22 protein-coding genes are annotated in these 21,617 nt (G+C 60.4%); 17 read left to right on the top strand and 5 right to left on the bottom strand.

Annotated elements, in window-relative coordinates; all coding sequences use genetic code 11:
- The first annotated feature begins 5 nt into the window (after positions 1–5).
- The 5 genes from MHM84_RS01525 to yidD all read left to right on the top strand — a co-directional run bounded on the left by MHM84_RS01525 (position 6) and on the right by yidD (position 3,891).
- Positions 6–1,514 carry an inactive transglutaminase family protein gene (locus tag MHM84_RS01525; protein ID WP_239261727.1) on the top strand — a complete coding sequence of 503 codons (1,509 nt, stop codon included), beginning with the start codon at positions 6–8 and terminating at the stop codon, positions 1,512–1,514.
- 4 nt (positions 1,515–1,518) lie between these two features.
- Positions 1,519–2,481 (top strand): alpha-L-glutamate ligase-like protein, encoded by a 963-nt coding sequence (locus MHM84_RS01520; protein ID WP_239261725.1) that lies wholly within the window; start codon positions 1,519–1,521, stop codon positions 2,479–2,481.
- Between the two features lie 221 nt (positions 2,482–2,702).
- On the top strand, positions 2,703–3,179 hold the full coding sequence (locus MHM84_RS01515) for a transcriptional repressor (RefSeq protein WP_239261723.1): 477 nt from the start codon (positions 2,703–2,705) through the stop codon (positions 3,177–3,179).
- Positions 3,172–3,615: a phosphoribosyl-AMP cyclohydrolase gene (gene hisI, locus MHM84_RS01510; RefSeq protein WP_239261721.1), complete on the top strand. Its 444-nt coding sequence runs from the start codon at positions 3,172–3,174 to the stop codon at positions 3,613–3,615. The genes MHM84_RS01515 and hisI overlap by 8 nt, the downstream gene beginning before the upstream one ends.
- Positions 3,616–3,618: 3 nt before the next feature.
- Entirely contained in the window at positions 3,619–3,891 is a 273-nt protein-coding gene (gene yidD / locus MHM84_RS01505) for a membrane protein insertion efficiency factor YidD (protein WP_239261719.1), read from the top strand.
- Between the two features lie 12 nt (positions 3,892–3,903).
- On the opposite strand, the gene MHM84_RS01500 is transcribed toward yidD, so the two are convergent.
- Together MHM84_RS01500 and MHM84_RS01495 are read right to left on the bottom strand one after the other, a co-directional pair.
- A complete protein-coding gene (locus MHM84_RS01500) occupies positions 3,904–4,320 on the bottom strand; it encodes a SufE family protein (protein ID WP_239261717.1) in 417 nt (138 codons plus the stop codon).
- Positions 4,321–4,394: 74 nt separating this feature from the next.
- Entirely contained in the window at positions 4,395–5,603 is a 1,209-nt protein-coding gene (locus tag MHM84_RS01495) for a site-specific integrase (protein WP_239261715.1), read from the bottom strand.
- Positions 5,604–5,829: 226 nt separating this feature from the next.
- Here MHM84_RS01495 and MHM84_RS01490 point away from each other — a divergent pair, with 226 nt between their 5' ends.
- Complete coding sequence (locus MHM84_RS01490; RefSeq protein ID WP_239261713.1) at positions 5,830–6,795, top strand: DNA-binding protein; 966 nt, start codon at positions 5,830–5,832, stop codon at positions 6,793–6,795.
- 80 nt (positions 6,796–6,875) lie between these two features.
- On the opposite strand, the gene nfuA is transcribed toward MHM84_RS01490, so the two are convergent.
- Positions 6,876–7,463, bottom strand: a complete 588-nt coding sequence (gene nfuA, locus MHM84_RS01485; RefSeq protein ID WP_239261711.1) for a Fe-S biogenesis protein NfuA — start codon at positions 7,461–7,463, stop codon at positions 6,876–6,878.
- A 226-nt stretch (positions 7,464–7,689) separates the two neighbouring features.
- Here nfuA and metH point away from each other — a divergent pair, with 226 nt between their 5' ends.
- The 4 genes from metH (at position 7,690) to MHM84_RS01465 (ending at position 15,274) form a co-directional block, all read left to right on the top strand.
- The gene (gene metH / locus MHM84_RS01480) at positions 7,690–11,418 is read left to right on the top strand and encodes a methionine synthase (RefSeq protein WP_239261709.1); all 3,729 of its coding nucleotides are present in this window, start codon (positions 7,690–7,692) and stop codon (positions 11,416–11,418) included.
- Between the two features lie 78 nt (positions 11,419–11,496).
- Positions 11,497–12,822 (top strand): MATE family efflux transporter, encoded by a 1,326-nt coding sequence (locus tag MHM84_RS01475; RefSeq protein WP_239261707.1) that lies wholly within the window; start codon positions 11,497–11,499, stop codon positions 12,820–12,822.
- Between the two features lie 300 nt (positions 12,823–13,122).
- Entirely contained in the window at positions 13,123–14,775 is a 1,653-nt protein-coding gene (locus MHM84_RS01470; RefSeq protein WP_239261705.1) for a nitrite/sulfite reductase, read from the top strand.
- A complete protein-coding gene (locus MHM84_RS01465; protein ID WP_239261703.1) occupies positions 14,768–15,274 on the top strand; it encodes a DUF934 domain-containing protein in 507 nt (168 codons plus the stop codon). The genes MHM84_RS01470 and MHM84_RS01465 overlap by 8 nt, the downstream gene beginning before the upstream one ends.
- A gap of 77 nt (positions 15,275–15,351) precedes the next feature.
- On the opposite strand, the gene smrA is transcribed toward MHM84_RS01465, so the two are convergent.
- Positions 15,352–15,948 (bottom strand): DNA endonuclease SmrA, encoded by a 597-nt coding sequence (smrA, locus tag MHM84_RS01460; RefSeq protein ID WP_239261701.1) that lies wholly within the window; start codon positions 15,946–15,948, stop codon positions 15,352–15,354.
- Between the two features lie 186 nt (positions 15,949–16,134).
- On the opposite strand from smrA, the gene arsC reads away from it, so the two are divergent.
- The 7 genes from arsC to pdxH all read left to right on the top strand — a co-directional run bounded on the left by arsC (position 16,135) and on the right by pdxH (position 20,641).
- Entirely contained in the window at positions 16,135–16,488 is a 354-nt protein-coding gene (gene arsC / locus MHM84_RS01455) for an arsenate reductase (glutaredoxin) (protein ID WP_239261699.1), read from the top strand.
- Positions 16,489–16,507: 19 nt separating this feature from the next.
- Positions 16,508–17,128 carry an NAD(P)H:quinone oxidoreductase gene (wrbA, locus tag MHM84_RS01450; protein ID WP_239261697.1) on the top strand — a complete coding sequence of 207 codons (621 nt, stop codon included), beginning with the start codon at positions 16,508–16,510 and terminating at the stop codon, positions 17,126–17,128.
- Entirely contained in the window at positions 17,128–17,523 is a 396-nt protein-coding gene (locus tag MHM84_RS01445; protein ID WP_239261695.1) for a DUF2069 domain-containing protein, read from the top strand. Before wrbA ends, MHM84_RS01445 begins: the two co-directional genes overlap by 1 nt.
- Before the next feature lie 68 nt (positions 17,524–17,591).
- Positions 17,592–18,776, top strand: coding sequence for a hypothetical protein (locus MHM84_RS01440; protein ID WP_239261693.1), 1,185 nt, complete (start codon positions 17,592–17,594; stop codon positions 18,774–18,776).
- A 125-nt stretch (positions 18,777–18,901) separates the two neighbouring features.
- Positions 18,902–19,576: an AzlC family ABC transporter permease gene (locus MHM84_RS01435; protein WP_239261690.1), complete on the top strand. Its 675-nt coding sequence runs from the start codon at positions 18,902–18,904 to the stop codon at positions 19,574–19,576.
- Entirely contained in the window at positions 19,573–19,926 is a 354-nt protein-coding gene (locus MHM84_RS01430) for an AzlD domain-containing protein (protein ID WP_239261687.1), read from the top strand. The genes MHM84_RS01435 and MHM84_RS01430 overlap by 4 nt, the downstream gene beginning before the upstream one ends.
- A 70-nt stretch (positions 19,927–19,996) precedes the next feature.
- Positions 19,997–20,641 (top strand): pyridoxamine 5'-phosphate oxidase, encoded by a 645-nt coding sequence (pdxH, locus tag MHM84_RS01425; RefSeq protein ID WP_239261685.1) that lies wholly within the window; start codon positions 19,997–19,999, stop codon positions 20,639–20,641.
- 76 nt (positions 20,642–20,717) lie between these two features.
- Here the strand turns inward: pdxH and MHM84_RS01420 are convergent, their stop codons facing one another.
- On the bottom strand, positions 20,718–21,602 hold the full coding sequence (locus MHM84_RS01420) for a glycine betaine ABC transporter substrate-binding protein (protein WP_239261683.1): 885 nt from the start codon (positions 21,600–21,602) through the stop codon (positions 20,718–20,720).
- Between the last annotated feature and the right edge of the window lie 15 nt (positions 21,603–21,617).

Below are 21,617 nucleotides of genomic sequence, written 5' to 3'. Positions count from 1 at the left end.
GATCCATGTCACGTGCACCCTTCTATCTGCTGGTCGGCGTCCTGATGCTGGCCGGCATCGTCATGACCGTGTATCGCCACATCGAGTTCGATGTACCGTGGACGCCGGGTGAGCAGAGGGAGGTCTGGGAGGTCGAAGCCCAGGTGAACTTCTTTGCCAACGGTGGACCCATCAAGGTGAACCTCGCCCTGCCCTCGCATCAGGAAAATTTTCGGGTACTGACCGAGAACACGGCCTCTTCCGGTTATGGCCTGTCCTTCCTCGATGACGATGCCGGACGTCGCGCCCAATGGGCCATCCGTGAAGCCAGTGGCAGTCAGCAGCTCTATTATTCCGTGCAGTTGCTGGTCGCTCCCGATGCCGAGGCGCCGTCTATCCAGCCGCCAGCGATTCCTCAGGATATTGCCTGGGAGCGCCCCTACGATACCGCCGCTCAAGGCATCATTGCCCGGGCGCATCAGCAATCCGCAGATGCGTTCACCTTTGCCCGGGAATTGATTCAGGATTTCAGCGGCGATCGTCAGGATGAGAACGCACGCTTGCTGTTGAACCGCTTCGATAGGCCGGCCCTGCTCGTGCGCCTGCTTAACCAGGCCGGCATCGCTGCACGCGAGGTCGACGGCTTGATGCTCGAGGACGGTCGCCGTCGCCAAGCGCTCTCTTCCTGGCTGCAGGTCTTCGATGAGGACGGTGACTGGGTGATTCTCAATCCGGCCACCGGCGAGCAGGGGCGGCCCGACAACCTTCTGCTCTGGGAGGCCAGTGGACAACCTGTGCTCGAGGTTCAGGGCGGTAGCAATTCCCGGGTCAGCTTCTCGATGCTCAAGCACAACGAGCCGGCTGCCGTGGCCGTTCGCAACCAGCTGATGAACAACACGCTACTCAATTTCTCGATTCACAGCTTACCGCTGGAAGAGCAGTCGCTGTTCAAGACCATCCTGCTGATTCCCATCGGTGCACTGGTCGTCGTGCTGCTGCGCGTGCTGGTTGGCATCAAGACATCGGGCACGTTCATGCCGGTACTGATCGCGCTGGCCTTCATTCAAACCTCGCTTTTCACCGGCCTGGTCGGTTTCCTGCTGGTCGTGGCCGTAGGGTTGGTGATTCGCAGCTATCTGTCGCATCTCAACCTGTTGCTGGTGGCACGCGTCTCGGCGGTGATCATCACGGTGATCGCTATCATCTCGCTGTTCTCGGTGGTGGCCTACCGAATGGGGCTGAATGCCGGCCTGACCATTACTTTCTTCCCGATGATCATCCTGAGCTGGACCATCGAGCGCATGTCGATCCTATGGGAAGAGGAAGGTCCCAAGCAGGTCTTGATCCAGGGCGGCGGCAGTTTGCTGACGGCGGTCCTGGCCTACCTGGCAATGAACAACCCCTGGATTCGTCACATCACGTTCAATTTCCTGGGCGTCCAACTGATCCTGATGGCCTTCATTCTGCTGCTGGGCAACTATACGGGTTACCGTTTGCTCGAGCTGCGTCGTTTCAAGCCGATTACGGAGGATTGATGCCATGTGGGCCAGTCCCGGACAACTCAAAGCCAAGGGCATCATCGGCATGAATCGGCGGAACATTCGCTATATCAGCCGATATAACAGTCGCCACCTGTTTCCGTTGGTGGATGACAAGTTGAAAACCAAGCTGCTGGCCAAGCGATTCGGTATCACGACCCCCGATCTGATCGGTACCGTGACGACCCAGTTCGACGTCAAGCACATTGCCGATATGGTCGACGGGCATGAGGGCTTCGCCATCAAGCCCGCCAAGGGTAGCGGTGGCAAGGGCATTCTGGTCATCGAACACCAGGATGCCGATGGCTACATCAAACCCAGCGGACACCGGCTACAGCGCGAAGACCTCGAGCGCCACGTATCGAATATCCTCTCAGGGCTCTATTCGCTGGGCGGCGCGACGGATATCGCCCTGGTGGAGACGCTGATCTCCTTCGACGAGTTTCTTGCCGAATACACCTACGAAGGCGTGCCGGATATTCGTGTCATCGTCTTCAAGGGCTATCCGGTGATGGCCATGATGCGTCTATCCACTGCCGCCTCGGACGGCAAGGCCAACCTTCACCAAGGGGCTGTCGGTGTAGGGCTCGATATCGCCACCGGCACGGCCTTGCGTGGCGTGCAATTCGACCGCCCCAGAATGGACCATCCCGACACCGGGCATGAGCTTGCCAGCCTATGCATTCCCGACTGGGAAGTCCTGCTCAAACTGGCGGCCAGTTGCTACGAGATGACGGGGCTGGGCTATTTGGGAACCGACATGGTGCTGGACCGACGCCACGGTCCGATGCTGCTGGAGCTGAACGCGCGGCCAGGGCTGGCGATCCAGATGACTAACGGCGAAGGCCTTAGGCCGCGTCTCGACCTCATCGAGAAGCAGCCCGATGGCGCCAATGTCGACGCGCGCGTCGCGTTTGCCCGGCATCACTTTGCCCGGCGGGGCGAACTGCAGTCGGCGTCCTAGGCACTGTCCGAAAAGTACTGCGCTCGGCAATACTGCGTTAAAAATCGGCTCAAGGTGCTCATTTACACCGCGTAAACTCCGCTCTTTCGCCGATTTTCGCCTTGTCTTACCGTCGCTCCTCGACTTTCCAGACAGCCCCCAGATTCTGTCTGGAAAGTGCCTTCCTGGCCGTCAGGCGGCCAGGCGCGTAAAATGCCCTTTTCGCCAAGCGATCGAACCGAATGCCGGACACCCGACTTCTGATACAGCAGGCCGAGCGACAATGCCAGCAGCGTGGCGTGCGGTTCACACCGATACGCCGCCGGGTGCTGGAAATGATCTCCTCGTCTCCCGGGGGGCTAAAGGCCTATGAGTTGCTCGATCACCTGACCAGCGAGCACGCCTCGGCAAGACCGCCCACGGTCTACCGTGCGCTCGACTTCCTGATCGAGCAGGGGCTGGTGCATCGCATCGAGTCTCTCAATGCCTACGTGGCTTGTCCTTGCCCCGAACACACGCATGGCTTTCAGCTTTTGATCTGTCGTCACTGTGGCCGGGTCGAGGAACTGCATCTCGACGATGTCAACGCCCAATTGAGTCAACGTGCCCAGGCGCTGGGCTTCCGGGTCGATCGGCAGACCATCGAGTTGTTGGGCAGCTGCGATGCCTGCCGTGGACGCCTACGAGAACCCTCCATTGCCGAGAGCCAACATGAGTGAGTTGTTCAAAACCCTGGAAAACGCCTCCCCCGGCACCCGCCGTCCTCTGGCGGAGATTCTGGAAGCCGTGCGTTGGAATGAAGGCGGACTGATCCCGGCCATCGCCCAGCAGCACGATAGCGGCGAAGTATTGATGATGGCATGGATGAATCGCGAGTCGTTGCAGGAAACCTTGCGCACCGGTCGCGTGTGTTACTGGTCGCGTTCGCGCGGCAAACTATGGCGCAAGGGTGAGTCGTCGGGTCAGGAGCAGCACCTGAAACGAGCCTGGCTGGATTGCGATGGCGACACGCTATTGCTGAGCGTCGACCAGACCGGCCCGGCCTGCCATACGGGCCGGCGCAGTTGTTTCTACCTCGAGGTCGATGCCGAGCAGGCCAGTGTCGACAGCGAACCGATGATCGATCCTGCGCAACTCTATTCCGGCAAGCGGTGATTCATGTTGCAACGCGTTTCGAGCGCCCTGCTCATTGGCCTGCTTCGGCTATACCAATATGTTCTCAGTCCGCTCCTGGGGCCTCGCTGCCGTTTCTGGCCAAGCTGCTCCCAGTATGCGATCGAGGCAGTGCGTGAACACGGGCCGGCTCGCGGAAGCTGGCTGGCGTTGAAGCGAATTTTCAAGTGTCATCCCTGGCATCCGGGAGGCGTGGATCCCGTACCGCCCTGCTGCCATCATGTCCAGGGTGCGGACAGCCGCCACCATCCGCACTGAGTCGCTCGACGATTATTCGTCAGTCTCCTGCTCCGCAACGCTATAGATTCGCTGCAGCATGGCATGCAGGCCATTGGAGCGCGTCGGCGACAGATGCTTGTCCAGGCCCAGCTCTTCGAGAAAACTGGGTGGTGTGTCGACGATTTCCTCTGGGCTCCGGTCATTGTAGATCCGCATCAGCACGGCAATCAGACCCGAGACGATGGCGGCATCCGACGTCGCCAGAAAATGCACGACATCGCCCTGGCGTTCGTGATGCATCCATACGTTCGACTGGCAGCCCTGGATCTTCGTTTCCGGGGTCTTCAGTGCTTCGGGGAAATTCGGTAGCTGCTTTCCCATGTCGATGATGTACTGATAACGATCCATCCAGTTATCGAAAATGCTGAATTCCTCGATCAGCTCGGCCTGGGCGTCTTGTGCACTCATGAAATCTCCTTGCGAGTTGCTTGGGGCCGCCATTGACTAGCGATGTGCAAGCAAGCGTTGGGTTCTAATCCTCATTATAACGACTCACTCCCGGTATCGTCCGCCCTTGCGGCGATATCGAGGCGATGGGTGGCTATTTGGCGTTGCCATTCCTCGGCTTCGGCATGCAGATAGCGGGCCGTGGTATCCAAGCGTGTATGTCGCGCCGTCTTGGCCAGATAGCGCAGCTCGACGCCGGCCTGGGCCTGATGGGTGATGGCGGTGTGCCGCAGCCAGTGAGGCGATGCCTTGGCCAATTGGCGGGACATGGCGGATACGCCGCCTTGACCTGTTCCCGTGTCTTGGCGCGCCAGGTCGCTTGCGGCGTCACGAAAGGCTTCTTTTATCAGGCGATAAAGCTGATTGTCGGTCACGCCTGTCCTGCCATCCAGGCGACACAGCACAGGACGCTCGTCATCGCGGTCCGGCAGTGCATCCATTCCCAGGGCGATTCGCCAGTCGGTCAACAGGACCAGCATGTCGGGCGGCACCGGGATACTGGCCCGTTTGCTTCCCTTGCCTATGACGTTCCACCACCAGCGCCCTTCTCGGTACTGGAAGTCGCTCATGCGCGCCTGGGCCATTTCGGCGATGCGTGGCGCGAGCAAATAACCGAAACCGAACATGAACCTCCGCCGATGCCAGGCCAGCCGTTGGCGACTTGTGGTCTCCTCGCCGCAGGGACGATTGAGCCATTGCCATAGCCAGTCCCAGATGGGCCGTTCCAGGTAGCGCTCGATGTGCGTCTGGCGGTTATCCATACGCCGGCGCTTGTCCCGCATGAGTCGGAAGGGATTGTGTTCCACCCACCCTGCCTCGACCAACCAGGCAAAAAGACCTTGCAGGATGACCAGGCTCTGCCGCCGGCTGGCGGCGGATAGCGGACCGCGAAAAGGACGCCACTGTGGATGCGAACGAGCCCTGGGTGGGCCGATCCAGCGCTCCGTTGGGCGTGGGTCGGCAAGGAAGCTTTCGTAGGCTTCCAGCCAGCGTCGGTCGATGTCCCGCAGGGCCAGCCCGTTATCTGCGAGCCACAGCATGAGCCTTTCGGCTTCCTTGCGGTAGGCGCGGAGCGTCTGTGGGCTGGCGGCATATTCGGCAAGCCAGTGTCCAATGGCCTCGATGTCATCCCGTGCCGATATTCGCGCCGTAGCCGGCCGGGAGTGGCCAGGCGCAAGCGCCCCCTCGTTTCGCACGCCAGGCAGTGGCTCAAGCGCGGAAAAAGCGCCCTTTCGTTCGTCCATCGTTGTCCGCTTCGTTCGCTGGCCTCGAGTGTCGCTATTTTCCTCTGTACGCAGCCTCGATTCAAGATAAGCCGCGTAATCATGAATATTTGGCTCGAAATATTATTGTAATTACGTAATACGTAATTACAATAATATCATTACGGCCCCGGCTGGGCTAAGCTTCGGAAATCGCGGAAAATGATGAAATCCGGGCTAGCTGCAATGGGATTCCAAGGAGACAGGCATGGCGCGCAGTGGCGTGCAATACGACGACGTACGTCGGGCAATCGATAGGCTGCTTCAGCAAGGTGAGGCACCAAGCGTTCAGAAAATTCGTGAAGTGCTCGGCACCGGCAGCTTCACCACCATCAACGAGCATTTCCGAGAGTGGCGGCTACAGCGAGAGGAGAACCGTGACCAGCCGCCGCTACAGGCCATTCCCGAGCCGGTAGAGGCCTTGGTCCAATCGCTTTGGTATCAGGCGCAGGAAAGTGCGGCCGACGGGCTGGCGCACTATCGTCAGGAAGCCGACAAGCGGGTCGAGGACGCCGAGTTGAGGTCCGATCAGGCCCGCCGTGAAGCGGAAGATGCCCGGCAACGCGAGACGGTACTGGGTGAACAGTTGCGTCAGGCCCAGGAACGTCTGGAAGAATACAGCGCCAAAATCGCCAAGTTGGACGCACAGTGCGAAAGCGCCTCGCAGCGCGAGGCGCAGCAGGCCCGCCAGATCAAGCAAAGTGAAGAGCAGTTACAGCGTTTGCAGGCGGATAACGAGCGGCAAGGCGCTGAATACCAGGCCGCCCTATCGCGCAAGAGCGAGGAGTTTCGTGCCCAGCTCAATCAGGAGGAGCAGCGCCACGAAGCGGCTGAGGCCCGGCTCATGACGCTGCTCGACAATGCGCGCCAGGAGCGGCAAGCGGCCGAAAGGCAGCTCAATCAACGTCTGGAAGTCATGGAAAAGCGCGTCAGTGAAGTCGACGCTCGGCTACAGCAGGCTCGGCGCGAGCTCGGCGAGGAGCAAGCGGTTCACCGCGAAACGCAATGGAAGCTTCAGCAGGCCAAGGATCGCTTGCACGAAGAGACGCTCAGATGCGAGCGCCTGGAGGCAACGCTTGCCGAGAGGGACGATACGCTCAGGCAGGTTCGCGAGCGTCTGCGCGATACCGAGATTCGGCTAGCCAAGGCTCCGCTCCCGCCATTCGTCTGTTGATGAGATTGCGTTTTTGGTCAACGCTCAACGCAACGGGCCGCCCTCGGGCGGCCCGTTACTGTCACCATCGTGACGTCGCCTCAATAGTAGGCATTGGTCGTGTCGGTATGGTCGGTCACGTCGCGGATGCCCTTGAGTTCGGGAATTCGCTCGAGCAGGGTCCTTTCCACGCCTTCCTTGAGTGTCAGGTCGACGGCGGCGCAGCCTTGGCAGCCCCCGCCGAACTGCAACACGGCAACGTTCTCTTCGGCGACCTGGATGAGTTTGATTTCGCCGCCGTGCGCTGCCAGGCCCGGGTTGATCTCGCTGTAAAGCACATAATTGACCCTGTCTTCCAGGGGGCTGTCGGCATTCACCTTGGGCATCTTGGCGTTCGGGGCCTTGATGGTGAGCTGTCCGCCCATACGGTCGGCATTGAAATCGACGACCGCCTCGTCGAGAAACGCCAGGCTGTGCTTATCGAGAAAGACATTGATCTTTTCGAGCTCCAGCTTCTCGTCGCTGGGTTCCTCTTCGCCCGGTCGGCAGTAGGCCAGGCAGGTTTCCGCATACGGCGTGCCCGGTTGGGTGATGAAGATGCGAACGGCGATACCTTCGACATTCTGCTTGGACAGCAGCTCGGCGAGGTAATCCTGGGCACTGTCGGTAATCTGAATAGTCTGGCTCATGAACTCGACTCGTCAGGAAAGTTTTGTGACATGGTAAGAAAAAACCCCTGCCAACACAATCCTGACTTAAATACTAGGTCTTTCCCGACCGCCCCGCGACAAGCGCTTTTCTGGTAGCATGATCGCCAATTAGGCTGGCCCGCAGGGCCCCGAGGGGGCATTTCACGATGTGCTGCGGAATGTGCCCGGGCCAAATCGATTTTGTCGCTGGAGATGATCGCTGACCATGGCTGTTGATACACAACTTCCCTCTTCGCTGACGCGGGTTCCCCTGCCCGATGCCCTCAAGGAGTCGCTTGCCCGTCGGATACTGATCCTGGACGGCGGCATGGGGACCATGCTGCAGAACGCCAGGCTGAGCGAGGAGGAGTTTCGTGGCGAGCGGTTCAGCGACTGGCCTTCGCAGCTCCAGGGCAATAATGATCTGCTGGCACTGACGCAGCCCGACCTGGTGTACCGAATTCATCGCGACTACCTCGTCGCCGGCGCGGATATCGTCGAGACGAACACCTTCAACAGCACGCGCTTGTCGCAGTCCGACTACGGCATGGAAGACCTGGTCGTCGAGCTCAATCGCGAATCGGCTCGCCTGGCGCGTGAGGTCTGCGATGCGGTGGCAGAGGAAACGGGCGTGCCCCGCTACGTCGCCGGCGTGCTTGGCCCGACCAGTCGCACGGCGTCGCTCTCCCCGGACGTCAACGACCCGGCCAAGCGCAATGTCACCTTCGATGCGCTGCGCGAAAACTACTACGAGGCCGCCGAGGCGCTGATCGAGGGTGGCTCCGATTTCATTCTGATCGAGACCATTTTCGATACCCTGAACGCCAAGGCGGCGATCTACGCCCTCGAAGAGCTTTTCACGGCGCGTGGTACACGCCTGCCAGTGATGATCTCGGGCACGATTACCGACGCGTCGGGACGCACCCTGTCCGGGCAAACCACCGAAGCCTTCTGGAACTCGGTACGCCACGCCCAACCGATGTCGATCGGCCTCAATTGCGCCCTCGGCGCCGAGGAGTTGCGCCCTTACCTGGAAGAGCTGTCGGCCAAGGCGGATACCTTCGTGTCGGCCCACCCCAACGCCGGCCTGCCCAATGAGTTCGGTGAGTACGATCAGAGCCCCGAGGAAATGGCGGCAATCGTACGCGACTTTGCCCAGAATGGACTGTTCAACATCATCGGTGGCTGTTGCGGTACGACGCCCGAACATATCGCCGCGATTCGCGATGCCGTCGACGGCATCGCTCCGCGCCAGATCCCCGAGCGCCCTCGGGCGTGTCGGTTGTCCGGCCTGGAGCCATTCAACATCGAAGCCGGCTCGCTGTTCGTCAACGTCGGCGAGCGTACCAATGTGACCGGCTCCGCGCGCTTCAAGCGGCTAATCAAGGAAGAAGACTTCACGACGGCGCTGGAAGTGGCGCTGGAGCAGGTCGAGAACGGCGCTCAGGTCATCGACATCAACATGGACGAAGGGATGCTCGACTCGCAGGAGGCGATGGTCCATTTCCTCAATCTGGTCGCCTCGGAGCCGGACATCTGCCGCGTGCCGATCATGGTCGACTCGTCCAAGTGGGAGATCCTCGAGGCCGGTCTGAAGTGCATCCAGGGCAAGGCGGTCGTCAACTCGATCTCGCTCAAGGAAGGCGAAGATGCCTTCCGTAAACAGGCCCTGGCCTGTCGCCGCTTCGGTGCTGCCGTGGTGGTCATGGCTTTCGACGAGGCCGGTCAGGCCGACACCTTTGCCCGCAAGACCGAGATCTGCGAACGTGCCTACCGCTTGTTGGTCGACGAGATCGGCTTCCCGGCCGAGGACATCATATTCGACCCCAACATCTTCGCTATCGCTACCGGCATCGAGGAGCACAACAACTACGCCGTCGACTTCATCGAGGCGACACAGTGGATTCGCGAGCATCTGCCGAATGCCATGGTGTCGGGCGGCGTGTCCAACGTCTCGTTCTCGTTCCGTGGCAATAATCAGGTACGCGAGGCGATTCATTCGGTTTTCCTCTACCACGCCATCAAGGCCGGCTTGACCATGGGTATCGTCAATGCCGGTCAGTTGGCGGTGTATGACGACCTGCCCGGCGAACTGCGCGATGCCGTCGAAGATGTCGTCCTCAATCGCCGCGAGGATGGCACCGAACGGCTGCTCGATCTGGCGGAAAAGTACAAAAGCGACGGAAGCGGCGCGGCCAAGAAAGAAGACCTCGAGTGGCGCAGCTGGCCGGTCGAGAAGCGTATCGAGCATGCGCTGGTCAAGGGCGTCACCAGTTACATCGAGGATGATACCGAAGAGGCCCGACAGCGGGCGCAGCGTCCCATCGAGGTCATCGAAGGTCCGCTCATGGACGGCATGAACGTGGTCGGCGATCTGTTCGGGGCCGGCAAGATGTTCCTGCCCCAGGTGGTCAAGTCGGCGCGCGTCATGAAACAGGCCGTGGCCTACCTGATTCCCTACATCGAGGCCGAGAAGAGCGGGGACGCCCAGGCCAAGGGCAAGATCGTCATGGCGACCGTCAAGGGCGACGTCCACGACATCGGCAAGAACATCGTCGGCGTGGTCCTGCAGTGCAATAACTACGATGTCGTCGATCTGGGTGTCATGGTCCCGGCAGAAAAGATCCTGCAGACCGCCCGCGAAGAGAAGGCCGACATCATCGGCTTGTCAGGGCTGATCACGCCGTCGCTGGACGAAATGGTCCATGTCGCCAAGGAAATGCAGCGCCAGGGTTTCGACATCCCGCTACTGATCGGCGGCGCCACGACATCCAAGGCGCACACGGCGGTCAAGATCGAACCGCAGTACGAGCACCCGGTGATTTATGTCACCGATGCCTCGCGTGCCGTCGGTGTCGCTGGCCGCCTGCTGTCGCCCGGCCTCAAGGAAGCTTACGTCGAAGAGATTCGCGACGATTACGTGAAGGTACGCGAGCGTAACGCCAAGCGGCGGCCCAAGGCGGCCGACCTGAGCTATGCCGAGGCACGTGAACGGCGCTTCGATCCCGGCTGGTCGGACTACACCCCGCCCTCCCCACACGTTACCGGCATCAAGGTGTTCGACGACTACGATCTCGAGGAACTCGTCGAGCGCATCGACTGGACGCCCTTCTTCATGAGTTGGCAGCTGTCCGGTAAATATCCCAAGATCCTCGAGGACGAGGTGGTTGGCGAAGCGGCGCGCAACCTGTTCGACGATGCTCAGGCCATGCTGCGCAAGCTGATCGACGAGAAGCACATCACCGCCCGTGGCGTCATCGGCATGTGGCCGGCCAACAGCGTCGACGACGATGTCATCGAAGTGTATGCCGACGATAACCGCGAGACGGTCGTCGAGCGACTCCACCACATCCGGCAGCAGACCGCCAAGAATCGCGACGGTGTCTGCTACAGTCTGGCCGACTTCATTGCCCCCAAGGCGAGCGGCAAGGCGGACTGGATCGGTGCTTTCGCCGTCACCACCGGCCATGGGGCGGACGAGCTCGCCAAGCGCTACGAGGCGGCCGGCGACGATTACAATGCGATCATGGTCAAGGCACTCGCCGACCGCCTGGCGGAAGCCTTCGCCGAGCGCATGCACGAGCGGGTCCGTAAGGAATACTGGGGCTACGTACCCGACGAGGTTTTGGATAACGTCGATCTGATCGCCGAGAAGTATCAGGGTATCCGCCCGGCCCCCGGCTATCCGGCCTGTCCGGACCACACCGAGAAGGCCACCTTGTTCCGCCTGTTGCAGGCCGAGGCCAACACCGGAATGACGCTGACCGACAGCTTCGCCATGTGGCCGGCTGCAGCGGTGTCGGGCTGGTACTTCTCCCATCCGCAGTCGAAGTACTTCTCGACCGGCAAGATCACTCGCGATCAGGTCGAGGCGCTGGCCGATCGCAAGCGGATGGGCTTGGCGGAACTGGAGCGCTGGCTATCGCCGGTACTGTCTTACGACCCAGACCAATAGTCCGTTGCGCCACGGCACCTACCTTTTGTCGTCCCTGTAAGTTGGCCCGCCCAGGCGGGCCAAGCTTCGAGATCACGCATGCTGCCGGAAAGTACACGCAGTCAGACCATTCTCAAGCTGGCGCTACCGATCATTGGCGCCATGCTCTCCCAGAGCCTGATCAACCTGATCGATGCTGCACTGGTCGGGGCACTGGGAGAAGTTGCACTCGCCGGCGTCGGCATTGGCGGCTATGCGATGTTTCTGGTTACGGCATTGCTGTTCGGCCTGTCCTCCAGCGTCCAGGCGCAGACGGCTCGCCGTCATGGCGAGAATAATCGGCCACGGCGCGCCATTGCACTCCATGCCGGCCTGCTGATCGCCTTGTGCGTGGCGCTGCCCTTGACGGCGCTTTGTTTGTGGCAGGCTCCCCGCCTGCTGACACTGATAACCCAGCAGGCCGACGTCCAGTCGGTAGCCGTCGAGTATTTTCGCTGGCGAGTCATAGCGCTGCTGCCGGTGGCCATGATCTTCTGCTTTCGAGGTTTCTGGAGCGGTATCCAGCAGACCGGCATCTACCTACGCATTATCCTGCTCATGCATGTCGTCAACGTGGCAACCAGTATCGGCCTGATCCATGGCATCGGACTGCCCCGCCTGGGTGCACCCGGGGCTGGTGCCGGCACGGCGATTGCCTTGTTCTTTGGGCTGGCACTGTGGGTCTACCATAGCCGCTCCCATGTCGGGCCCGGCGTAGAAGCCTGGCAATGGCCGTCCCGCAAGGATGTGTCCACGACGCTGCGCCTGGCGATTCCCCATTCGCTGCAACAGGTGTGGTTTGCTGGCGGCTATGCCGTGCTGTTCTGGATCCTTGGGCTGATCGGTACCGCGAGCGTGGCGGTGGGTCACGTGCTGGTCAACCTGTCGCTGTTGCTTATCCTGCCTGGCGTCGGCCTGGGGCTCGCAGCGATGAGTCTGGTAGGCCAAGCTCTGGGACGCGATACGCCCGATGATGCGCATCGCTGGGGATGGGATGTGGTCCATGTCGCATGGGCTTGCCTGGCCCTGCTGGCATTGCCGATGCTGCTGTTTCCCGAGGCCATTCTTCGCCTTTTCCTGCACGATGCCGATCTATTGGCGCTGGGAAGGCTGCCACTACAGCTGACGGCCCTCATGATCGTGCTGGATGCGGCCGCCCTCGTACTGGGACAGGCGCTACTCGGCGCCGGCGCCAATCGCACGGTCATGGCGGTCACCTTGTGTTCCCAATGGCTGCTCTTCCTGCCTTTGGCGTGGTGGATCGGCGCGATACACGATCACGGCCTTCTCGGGGTCTGGTGGGTTCAGTTGGGTTACCGCTGCCTGAACTCGTTGTGGTTCGTACTCATCTGGCAGCGTCGCCGTTGGCAGATGGTGAGTCTCTAGCATGATATGCACGCTTTCCGATCGATATTCAGCTCTCTTGCTGCATTCCTTGAAAGGATCTACCTGTCATTGGCGTCATTCGGTATCATTGCAGGCTACCTGTTGCCCGGCCTCCTTGGTGCCCGCCCCTATCGGTTTCGTACGTTAGCGGGTCATGCCCGGCCCCTGAACGGCCGAGGCCGTAATAACGTTAATGTTAAAAACTATGCCTATTTATTCTTTCATAGAATAAAAGAAACGGAGTATGGTCTGTGTCACGGCACAGATCCCATTTCGCCCTGACTAGCAGGACACGCCTGTATGTATCGGTACGACACCTACGACCAGACGCTCGTAGACGAACGCGTCGCACAATTCCGTGACCAGATGGACCGTTATCTGGCCGGACGGTTGAGCGAAGAGGAATTCCGTCCCTTGCGCTTGCAGAATGGCCTGTATATCCAGCGTCATGCGCCCATGCTGCGTATCGCCATTCCCTACGGCATGCTGTCCAGCGAACAGCTTCGCACACTGGCGGACATTACACGGCGTTATGACCGTGGCTACGGTCATTTCACGACGCGTCAGAACCTGCAGTTGAACTGGCCGAAGCTCGAGGACGTCCCCGAGATTCTTGCCGAACTGGCCAAGGTGCAGATGCATGCCATCCAGACCAGCGGTAACTGCATTCGCAACACCACGAGCGACCAATTCGCCGGCATCGCCAAGGATGAGGTGGAGGATCCTCGCCCGTGGTGCGAACTGATTCGCCAGTGGTCGACCCTGCATCCGGAATTCGCCTATCTTCCGCGCAAGTTCAAGATTGCTGTCACCGGAGCGGACCACGACCGAGCTGCGATCCAGGTGCACGACATCGGTGTGCGCCTGTGGCATAACGACAAGGGTGAGCTGCGTGCACGCGTCCTGGCCGGCGGCGGACTGGGCCGCACTCCCATGGTCGGCGACGTGGTCCGTGAGGATCTGCCCTGGCAGCACCTGCTCACCTATCTCGAGGCCTGCGTCCGTGTCTATAACCAGTTCGGCCGCCGCGACAACAAGTTCAAGGCGCGCATCAAGATTCTGGTCAAGGCGCTGGGGATCGAGGAATACCGGCGTCGCGTCGAGGAAGAGTGGGCGCACCTCAAGGATGGGCCACAGACCTTGACCCAGGCGGCTGTCGATAATGCCAAGGCGCACTTCCCGGAACCCAGTCGCCGTGAGGTCAGCGAGGCAGCCATCGTCGCCTATGAGCAACTGCGCCAGAACGATCGCGCCTTTGCACGCTTCGTGACCAACAACGTGACCGATCATGTAGTGCCCGGCTACAAAGCCGTCACTCTGTCGCTCAAACGGCGTGAACATGCCCCAGGCGACGTCACGGCCGACCAGATGGATGCCATCGCCGACTTGGCGGAGGTGTTCAGCTTCGGCGAAATGCGCGTGACGCACGAGCAGAATCTGGTGCTTTCCGACGTGCCCGTCGATGAGATCGAGGCGCTGTGGCACAAACTCCAGGCGCTGGGCATGGCCAATCCTACGGTAGGTACGCTCAGCGATATCATCTGCTGCCCCGGTGGCGACTATTGCTCGCTGGCCAACGCCGTATCGATACCTATCGCCCAGGCCATTCAGGAGCGCTTCGAGGACTTGGATTTCCTGTACGATCTCGGCCCCCTGGACCTCAATATCTCCGGTTGCATGAACGCCTGCGGCCATCACCACGTGGGCAATATCGGTATTCTGGGCGTCGACAAGAAGGGGGAGGAGTATTACCAGGTATCGCTGGGCGGCAACTCCCGGGACGATGCGTCGCTAGGCAAGATTCTCGGCCCCTCCTTCTATCGCGAGGACGTGCCTGACGTCATCGACAAGGTACTCCAGGTGTACGTGGAACAGCGCCACGACGACGAACGCTTCCTGGATACCTATCGCCGTATTGGGATCAAGCCCTTCAAGGAGCGGGTGTATGCATAACGATCAACCGGATACCACGCTGATCAAGCTGGGCCAGCCCGAGCGGGACACCTGGAGTTTGTGCCGCGATGAAGATGGGCTCCCCGATCGACGGCCGGCCATCGTTCCCCTGTCGATTTGGCAACAGCACACTGGCGAAGCGGACCTGGCACCGTGGCTGCCCAGTGATACCGAACTGAATCCGACATTGGCCGAGGAACTCACCAAGGCCCCTCTCGTTGCCATCGACTTTCCCGCCTTCACCGATGGGCGTGGCTACACGCTGGCCCGCCTGCTACGCGAGCGGTACGGGTTTGCGGGCGAGATTCGTGCGATTGGCGATGTTCTGGTCGACCAGCTTTTCTATATGACTCGCTGTGGCTTCGACGCCCTGGCACTGCGTGAGGATCAGCATCTGGACGACGCACTGCGTGCCTTGGGAGCGTTCAGCGTCAGCTATCAGCCTGGCGTCGACGTCAAGGAAGCGCTGTTCGAGCGTCGTCTGCGCGAAGCGACCTGAACGAGCCTGCCGGTAGGCAGATCGAATGGGTAACGGCGCCGCCTATTGGGCGGCGCCGTCGTATCGTCAACGCTCATTCAGCCGCGTCGTTTTTGCTGAATTTCCCGATTGCGAGCCCGGGCTCGCTCCGACTTGCGCAGCATGACGTAGGTCGCCCCGATCCCACCATGCGCTGGCTGGGCCGAGGTATAAGCCTGGACCTCCTCGAACTGCGTGAGCCACTTGGCTACATAGGAACGGACGACGTTGGCGTGGCTGTCCACGGCCTTGCCCCGGCCATGCACGACGAGCAGGCAGCGCAGATCATGGGCGACGGCATCCTGAATGAAAGAGAACAGCTCGCTGCGGCATGTACGTACGGGTTGCTTGAGTAGATGCAGACGTGCTTCGGGCGCATAGCCGCCTTGACGCAGGCGGTCGATGACGCCCGTCTGTATGCCGTTGCGTCGAAATTCGATGGGATCGTGCTCAGGCAACAGGTCGACGAATTCGTCGCTGAGGAAATTGCCTGTAGTGGTTTCCTCTTCGGCACTGGCACGGCGAGCCAGTTGCGCTTCGCTCGGCGAGCGGGGCGTCGCGGTGATATCGGCCTTGTCGCGCCCCTTGGATAGCGGCTTGACCTCGTCTCCCATCAGGCTGCCGAAATCGAGATTCTGTTCCAGGCAGTGGTTCATGCAGCGCCCTCCCGCAGATGTCTATGTACTACATACTATCAGGCGCGATCATCGTTCCCTCAAGCTCGAACCCATCGCGCACTGCCAGTCTATGAGACAGCCGTTGCGTTGTGGAGTGCCGTACGATCGGCTTAGAATGTTTGCAATCATCTGAAAAAACGATACTTTCCAAAGGACAATGGCGGCATGGCTGCGCTGATTCTTTACCACAATCCCCGTTGCTCCAAGTCACGCGAAGCACTGGCTCTGCTCAGTGCGCATGACATCGACCTGCAGGTGCGTCGTTACCTGGACGATCCCTTGGACTTGGAGGAATTGCGCTCCTTGGCGGCACGCCTGGATGCACCGTTGGCCTCTTTGGTGCGCAGTAACGAAGCGGAATGGAAGGCGTTGGGCCTTAGCGAGGCGGATGACGAAGCCTGTCTCGCCGCTATCGCCGAGCACCCGCGCCTACTGCAACGACCGATCCTGGACCGTGGTGATCGAGCCGTGATCGGCCGTCCACCGGAAGCGATCCTTACCCTTATCGATAGCAAGTGAACCCCAGCCTGGAGTCACGATGAGCCTTTCCCGCCCCTATGTCCTGGTTCTCTACTATTCCCGTTTTGGCGCGACACGCGCCCTGGCCGAGCAGATAGCTGCTGGCATCGAAGAGATCGCCGGGATGGATGCACGGCTGCGTACCGTGCCTCCAGTGTCCACGACCTGCGAGGCGGTCGAGCCCGAGATTCCAGACGAAGGCGCCGTTTACGCCTCGCTGGAGGATCTTCGGCAGTGTGCTGGGCTTGCAATCGGCAGTCCGACTCGTTTCGGCAACATGGCGGCACCGCTCAAGTATTTCATCGACGGTACCAGCGAACTCTGGCTCAACGGGGCGTTGATCGACAAGCCAGCCACGGCGTTCACTTCCACGGCCAGCCTGCATGGTGGCCAGGAAGCCACATTGCTCACCATGCTGGTCCCTCTGCTCCACCAGGGCATGGTCTATGCCGGTGTGCCTTACAGCGAGGATGGGCTAGTGGCCACGACCAGCGGCGGTACTCCCTATGGCACCAGTCATGTCGCCGGGGAACGCAGCGATCGTAGTGTCGACGATATCGAACGTTCGCTGGCGCGGGCCCAGGGGCGCAGAGTGGCGCGTCTGGCGATGGCGTTGCGTGCACTTCGCGAGGAGGCCTGATGCGCGCTGCACTGGAGCGCCTGGAGAAGCGCCATGGGCTGGATCGTTTGACCCGGCTTTCTCGACAAGGCGTGATCGTCAGCTATGGCGTGTTGATTGCCCTGCTGTTTCTGGGAGGTTTGCAGTTACAGGCTCAGAGCGATAGCGGGCTAATGCCCATGCTGGTGCGCATTTTGCCACTGGTGCTGTTTCTGCCTTCGATCGTGACGCGACGGCCGCGTGGCCATGCCTGGCTGGCTTTCGTGAGCCTGCTCTATTTCATGCAAGGGGTGATGATCGCCACGCTACCGGACAAGGCCTGGCTGGGAATGCTCGAGGTCGTGGCCAGCCTCGCCCTGTTCATCGCCAGCATGTTCTTCGCCCGCTGGCGTAGCCGGCAACTTGCCGTCTCGTGAGGCATTCGAGCGCCCTCATTCTCGCCATGCTGTTGCTCAGCGTTGCCAGCAGCCTGCTGAACTGGCCGATGTGGCCCGCGGCTGTGCTGAGCTGGCTCGCCACCCTGCGATTGGGGCGTCAGTTGCCCCGGACCTCACGCCGACAGACCCTGCTACTGGGCGGCGCAGGCGCTGCGTTCTGGGCAGTGGCGCTACTTCGCGACACGCCGAACTCACTCGTTACCGCTCTCGTGATCAATCAGACATTGCTGATGATGTTTGCCGGGATCAGCTTCCTGTCGTTGGCCACGCCGACCGACAAGGCTGTGTCTTCCCAGCGTCAGCAAGGCAGCCTGCTAGGTACCTTGTTTGGCGTACATTTTTTTGGTGCTGTCATCAATATGTCGGCATTGTTCCTGTTTGGCGATCGTATGCAGCGTGATGGCCAGCTCAACAAGCAGCAGATGATCGTGCTGGGGCGAGCCTTTCCTGCCGCCGCGGCCTGGTCGCCGTTCTTCGTCGCCATGGGGGTGGCATTGACCTATGCGCCGGGGCTCGATTTCCTGGCGTTGTTGCCTTGGGGGTTGACTGCTGCCGCCCTGCTGCTGGGTCTGGTCGCGCTGGATGCCTATCGGGTCGGTGGCGACTTCATCGGCTATCCCCTCGAGGCGAATGCCTTGATCCTGCCCTGCACCCTCGCCCTTTCGGTCGTGGTGATTCACCGTTGGTGGCCCAGTCTATCGATTCCGCTAATCATCAGCATCGTCTCGCCCCTGTTCGCCATTCTGCTCATGCCGCGCTCGGATCGCCTTGGCCGACTGCGCCATCAATGCAATGACGGCTTACCTCGCTTGGCCCCACAATTCGCCCTGTTCCTGGCGGCCGGCGTGCTCTCCAGCGGGCTGGCTGCCATGCTGGCTAGCTGGCCGGACGGTCCCGACCTGCCCTTTACCGAGTTCGGCGAGTGGCATGCCTGGCTCCTGCTGGGCCTTATCGTGGCTCTGGCTTTTGTCGGTATCCATCCGCTGGTTGGCGTCACTACGCTCGCCCCGCTGTTGGCGCCGCTATCCCCCGACCCGACATTGTTGGGCATGCTGTTCCTGATGGGATGGGCACTGGGGACAGGCAGCAGCCCGTTATCCGGCAGCAATCTGGCGTTAAGCGTACGTTACGATGTCCAGGCCAAGGACGTCATGCGCTGGAACCTGCCCTATGCCGTGTGCGGTTGGTTGCTCTGCGGTCTGGTCTTTGCCGCGCACGATTGGCTGGCCTGAACCGTTGTTGGCCCTCGATCGACTGCCTCGATGCCAGCATTCACGCATATTCGTATATCATGAACTTTTGCCAAACGATCAGGTAAGCGCTCGTGTCTTCACATGTCAGCGATTGGCGGGACGCCATGCTTCAGACCGTTCCAGTCATGTTCGGCTATCTCCCCTTGGGAGCAGCATTCGGCATCCTCTTCATGCAGTTGGACCATCCCTGGTGGGGAGCGCTGCTGATGTCGCTCTTCATCTATGCCGGTGCCGGGCAGTTCCTTGCCGTCACGCTGCTTGCCAATCATGCCGGATTGCTGGAGATCGCCGTAGCCACGTTCATGCTCAATTCGCGGCATCTTTTTTATGGGCTTTCTTTGCTCAAGCGTTTTCAGGGTGCCGGCTGGCGTAAGCCTTATCTGATCTTCGCCTTGACCGACGAGACATATTCGCTGTTGACCAGTCAGCGGCACACGACGCTGGATCGTCACGATCATGCGTGTGCCTGGCGCATCAGTGCATTGAACCAGCTGTGGTGGGTGCTTGGCACACTCGCCGGTGCACTGGCCGGCGCTACGTTGGAGTTCGATAGCCGGGGAATCGAGTTTGCGCTGACGGCTCTGTTCATCGTGCTGACCCTGGAACAGGCGCGACGCCTGCGCAAAGCCCTGCCCTTTCTCGTTGCACTGGTCGTCGGCCTAGGGGCCATTGTGTTGCTTCCCGATCGCCATCTGCTGCTTGGTGCGATCGGTACCGCTAGCCTGGTACTTCTCGCCCATTATCTCTGGGTTGATCGACGTCAGGAGAATCGGGCATGAGTGAGACTATGCTGTTGTTGGTCATTGCCGTGTGCGCCCTGGCGACATTCGCGACGCGCGTGCTGCCGTTCGTCGCCCTGTCGCGGCATGCCGAGCATCCTTTGATTCTGCACCTGGGTAAGTTTCTGCCTCCGGCGGTCATGCTGATTCTGGTGATCTATGCGCTACGTAACTTTCGACCACTGGCAGAGGGAAGCCTCAATGGCGGAGAAAACGGCTTGCCGCTTATCGTTGCGTCCATCAGCGTGGCGGTCCTGCATGTCTGGCGACGCAATGCCTTGCTATCGATCATCGGTGGCACTGGACTTTATATGGCCATGATCCAACTGGGCTGGTTCGTGCCGGGTTGAGCCAAAACAATTCATCTTGAGCCCAACGCCGACAGCGGCGAAGATGAAGGGAAAACGTCAGGAGAGCGCCATGATTCGCGATATTGCCGATGTCCGACGCAATTATACCGGGGACGACCTGGATACATCGACGTCGCCCGATACACCGTTGCCACTGTTTCAGGATTGGCTGGCACTCGCTCTGGAAAATGAGCCCTACGACGCCAATGCCATGACATTGGCTACCGTCGACAGCCAGGGCTTGCCACATGCCAGAATCGTGCTCCTGAAAGGTATCGATGACCAGGGCGTTGTGTTTTATACCAACTATCAGAGCCACAAGGGCAGCGAGCTGGCCAACGTGCCGCATGCGGCTCTGGTCTTCTGGTGGCCGACGATCCAGCGCCAGGTACGCATCGAAGGTCGGGTATGGCAGATCGATGCTCAGGAATCGGAGGCGTATTTTCTCAGCCGTCCGCGCAATAGCCAGCTGAGTGCCTGGATTTCGCAGCAAAGCGTGGAGATTCCCGACCGTAGCTGGTTGGAGGAGCGCAAGCATCGCTTCGAGCAGGTCTACGATGGCCAGCCGGTCAAGCGCCCCAATCACTGGGGCGGATATCGCATCGAACCGTCCATGATCGAATTCTGGCAAGGCCAGCAGGACCGCCTGCACGACCGGCTGCGCTACAGCCGTCACGAAGGTCATGGCTGGTTGAAAGTGCGGCTGGCTCCCTGACGACTCATTCGGTCCCGCCATGAAAAACGCCCGACCTGATGGTCGGGCGTCGTTTTATGGCTGATCGAGGAACGGCTTATTTCCCGAGCCATTCGGACACGACGTCCTGGTTCTCTTCCACCCACTGCTTGGCGTTTTCGTAGGGGTCGCTGTCTTCTTGCTGATTCATCAGCATGACCTCGCCCATCTGCTCGGGCGTCCAGGAAAAATTATCCAGGAAAGCATAAACTTCTGGCATATCTTCCTGCAGGCCCTGACGCGCGATGGTATTGATCTGCTCGGCACCGCCATAGACGTTCTTGGGATCGTCGAGATACTTCAGATCCCAGCGAGCGAACATCCAGTGCGGTGTCCAGCCGGTCACGACGATATCTTCCTGGTTGTTGATTGCGGCTTGTAAGGCCGCGGTCATCGTCGCTCCGCTGCCTGACTGTAATTCAATAGCGTCTTGCAGCTCATATTCGTCCATCGCTTCCTCGGTCAGACCCATTAGGCCGGCGCCGGGATCGATACCGATAATTTCGCCGTTGATGGTGCCGGCCTTGTCGGCCAACTGATCGATGGAATCGATATCGGTGTAAGCGGGTGCCACGAGACCCAGCTTGGTGCCATTCAGGTTGGGTCCCAGGTCGGTCACCTGATCCTTGGTCTGCTCATAGTAGTCTTCATGCGTGGTCGGCAACCATGCCGCCACCATGGCGTCGGCATCACCGTAAGCTACCGCCTGCCACATTGCAGCGGCAGAGAGCGACGACATTTCCACCTCGTAGCCCATCTGCTCAAGGACGGCACGCACCACATTGGTCGAGGCCACCTCGGAAGACCATTCCACATAAGCCAGTTCGACCGTTCCCTTGTCCTGTTCCTGTGCCTGGCCTGTCCCGGCGGCGAAACCGATGCCAGCTACCATCAACACGGAGCCGTAGCGAACGGCGCGAGATAGAGCGTTTATCGTTTTCATCACTTTTCCCTTCTG

The sequence above is a fragment of the Halomonas sp. McH1-25 genome (assembly GCF_022348165.1).
Classification (GTDB): domain Bacteria; phylum Pseudomonadota; class Gammaproteobacteria; order Pseudomonadales; family Halomonadaceae; genus Modicisalibacter.
Note: the sequence above shows the minus strand (reverse complement) of the source record. Positions and strands in the feature narration are given on the sequence as shown.

Coding starts and splice junctions, on each gene's coding strand:
- MHM84_RS01525 (WP_239261727.1), top strand. CDS start 6: ATGTCACGTGCACCCTTCTATCTGCTGGTCGGCGTCCTGATGCTGGCC.
- MHM84_RS01520 (WP_239261725.1), top strand. CDS start 1,519: ATGTGGGCCAGTCCCGGACAACTCAAAGCCAAGGGCATCATCGGCATG.
- MHM84_RS01515 (WP_239261723.1), top strand. CDS start 2,703: ATGCCGGACACCCGACTTCTGATACAGCAGGCCGAGCGACAATGCCAG.
- hisI (WP_239261721.1), top strand. CDS start 3,172: ATGAGTGAGTTGTTCAAAACCCTGGAAAACGCCTCCCCCGGCACCCGC.
- yidD (WP_239261719.1), top strand. CDS start 3,619: ATGTTGCAACGCGTTTCGAGCGCCCTGCTCATTGGCCTGCTTCGGCTA.
- MHM84_RS01500 (WP_239261717.1), bottom strand. CDS start 4,320: ATGAGTGCACAAGACGCCCAGGCCGAGCTGATCGAGGAATTCAGCATT.
- MHM84_RS01495 (WP_239261715.1), bottom strand. CDS start 5,603: ATGGACGAACGAAAGGGCGCTTTTTCCGCGCTTGAGCCACTGCCTGGC.
- MHM84_RS01490 (WP_239261713.1), top strand. CDS start 5,830: ATGGCGCGCAGTGGCGTGCAATACGACGACGTACGTCGGGCAATCGAT.
- nfuA (WP_239261711.1), bottom strand. CDS start 7,463: ATGAGCCAGACTATTCAGATTACCGACAGTGCCCAGGATTACCTCGCC.
- metH (WP_239261709.1), top strand. CDS start 7,690: ATGGCTGTTGATACACAACTTCCCTCTTCGCTGACGCGGGTTCCCCTG.
- MHM84_RS01475 (WP_239261707.1), top strand. CDS start 11,497: ATGCTGCCGGAAAGTACACGCAGTCAGACCATTCTCAAGCTGGCGCTA.
- MHM84_RS01470 (WP_239261705.1), top strand. CDS start 13,123: ATGTATCGGTACGACACCTACGACCAGACGCTCGTAGACGAACGCGTC.
- MHM84_RS01465 (WP_239261703.1), top strand. CDS start 14,768: ATGCATAACGATCAACCGGATACCACGCTGATCAAGCTGGGCCAGCCC.
- smrA (WP_239261701.1), bottom strand. CDS start 15,948: ATGAACCACTGCCTGGAACAGAATCTCGATTTCGGCAGCCTGATGGGA.
- arsC (WP_239261699.1), top strand. CDS start 16,135: ATGGCTGCGCTGATTCTTTACCACAATCCCCGTTGCTCCAAGTCACGC.
- wrbA (WP_239261697.1), top strand. CDS start 16,508: ATGAGCCTTTCCCGCCCCTATGTCCTGGTTCTCTACTATTCCCGTTTT.
- MHM84_RS01445 (WP_239261695.1), top strand. CDS start 17,128: ATGCGCGCTGCACTGGAGCGCCTGGAGAAGCGCCATGGGCTGGATCGT.
- MHM84_RS01440 (WP_239261693.1), top strand. CDS start 17,592: ATGTGGCCCGCGGCTGTGCTGAGCTGGCTCGCCACCCTGCGATTGGGG.
- MHM84_RS01435 (WP_239261690.1), top strand. CDS start 18,902: ATGCTTCAGACCGTTCCAGTCATGTTCGGCTATCTCCCCTTGGGAGCA.
- MHM84_RS01430 (WP_239261687.1), top strand. CDS start 19,573: ATGAGTGAGACTATGCTGTTGTTGGTCATTGCCGTGTGCGCCCTGGCG.
- pdxH (WP_239261685.1), top strand. CDS start 19,997: ATGATTCGCGATATTGCCGATGTCCGACGCAATTATACCGGGGACGAC.
- MHM84_RS01420 (WP_239261683.1), bottom strand. CDS start 21,602: ATGAAAACGATAAACGCTCTATCTCGCGCCGTTCGCTACGGCTCCGTG.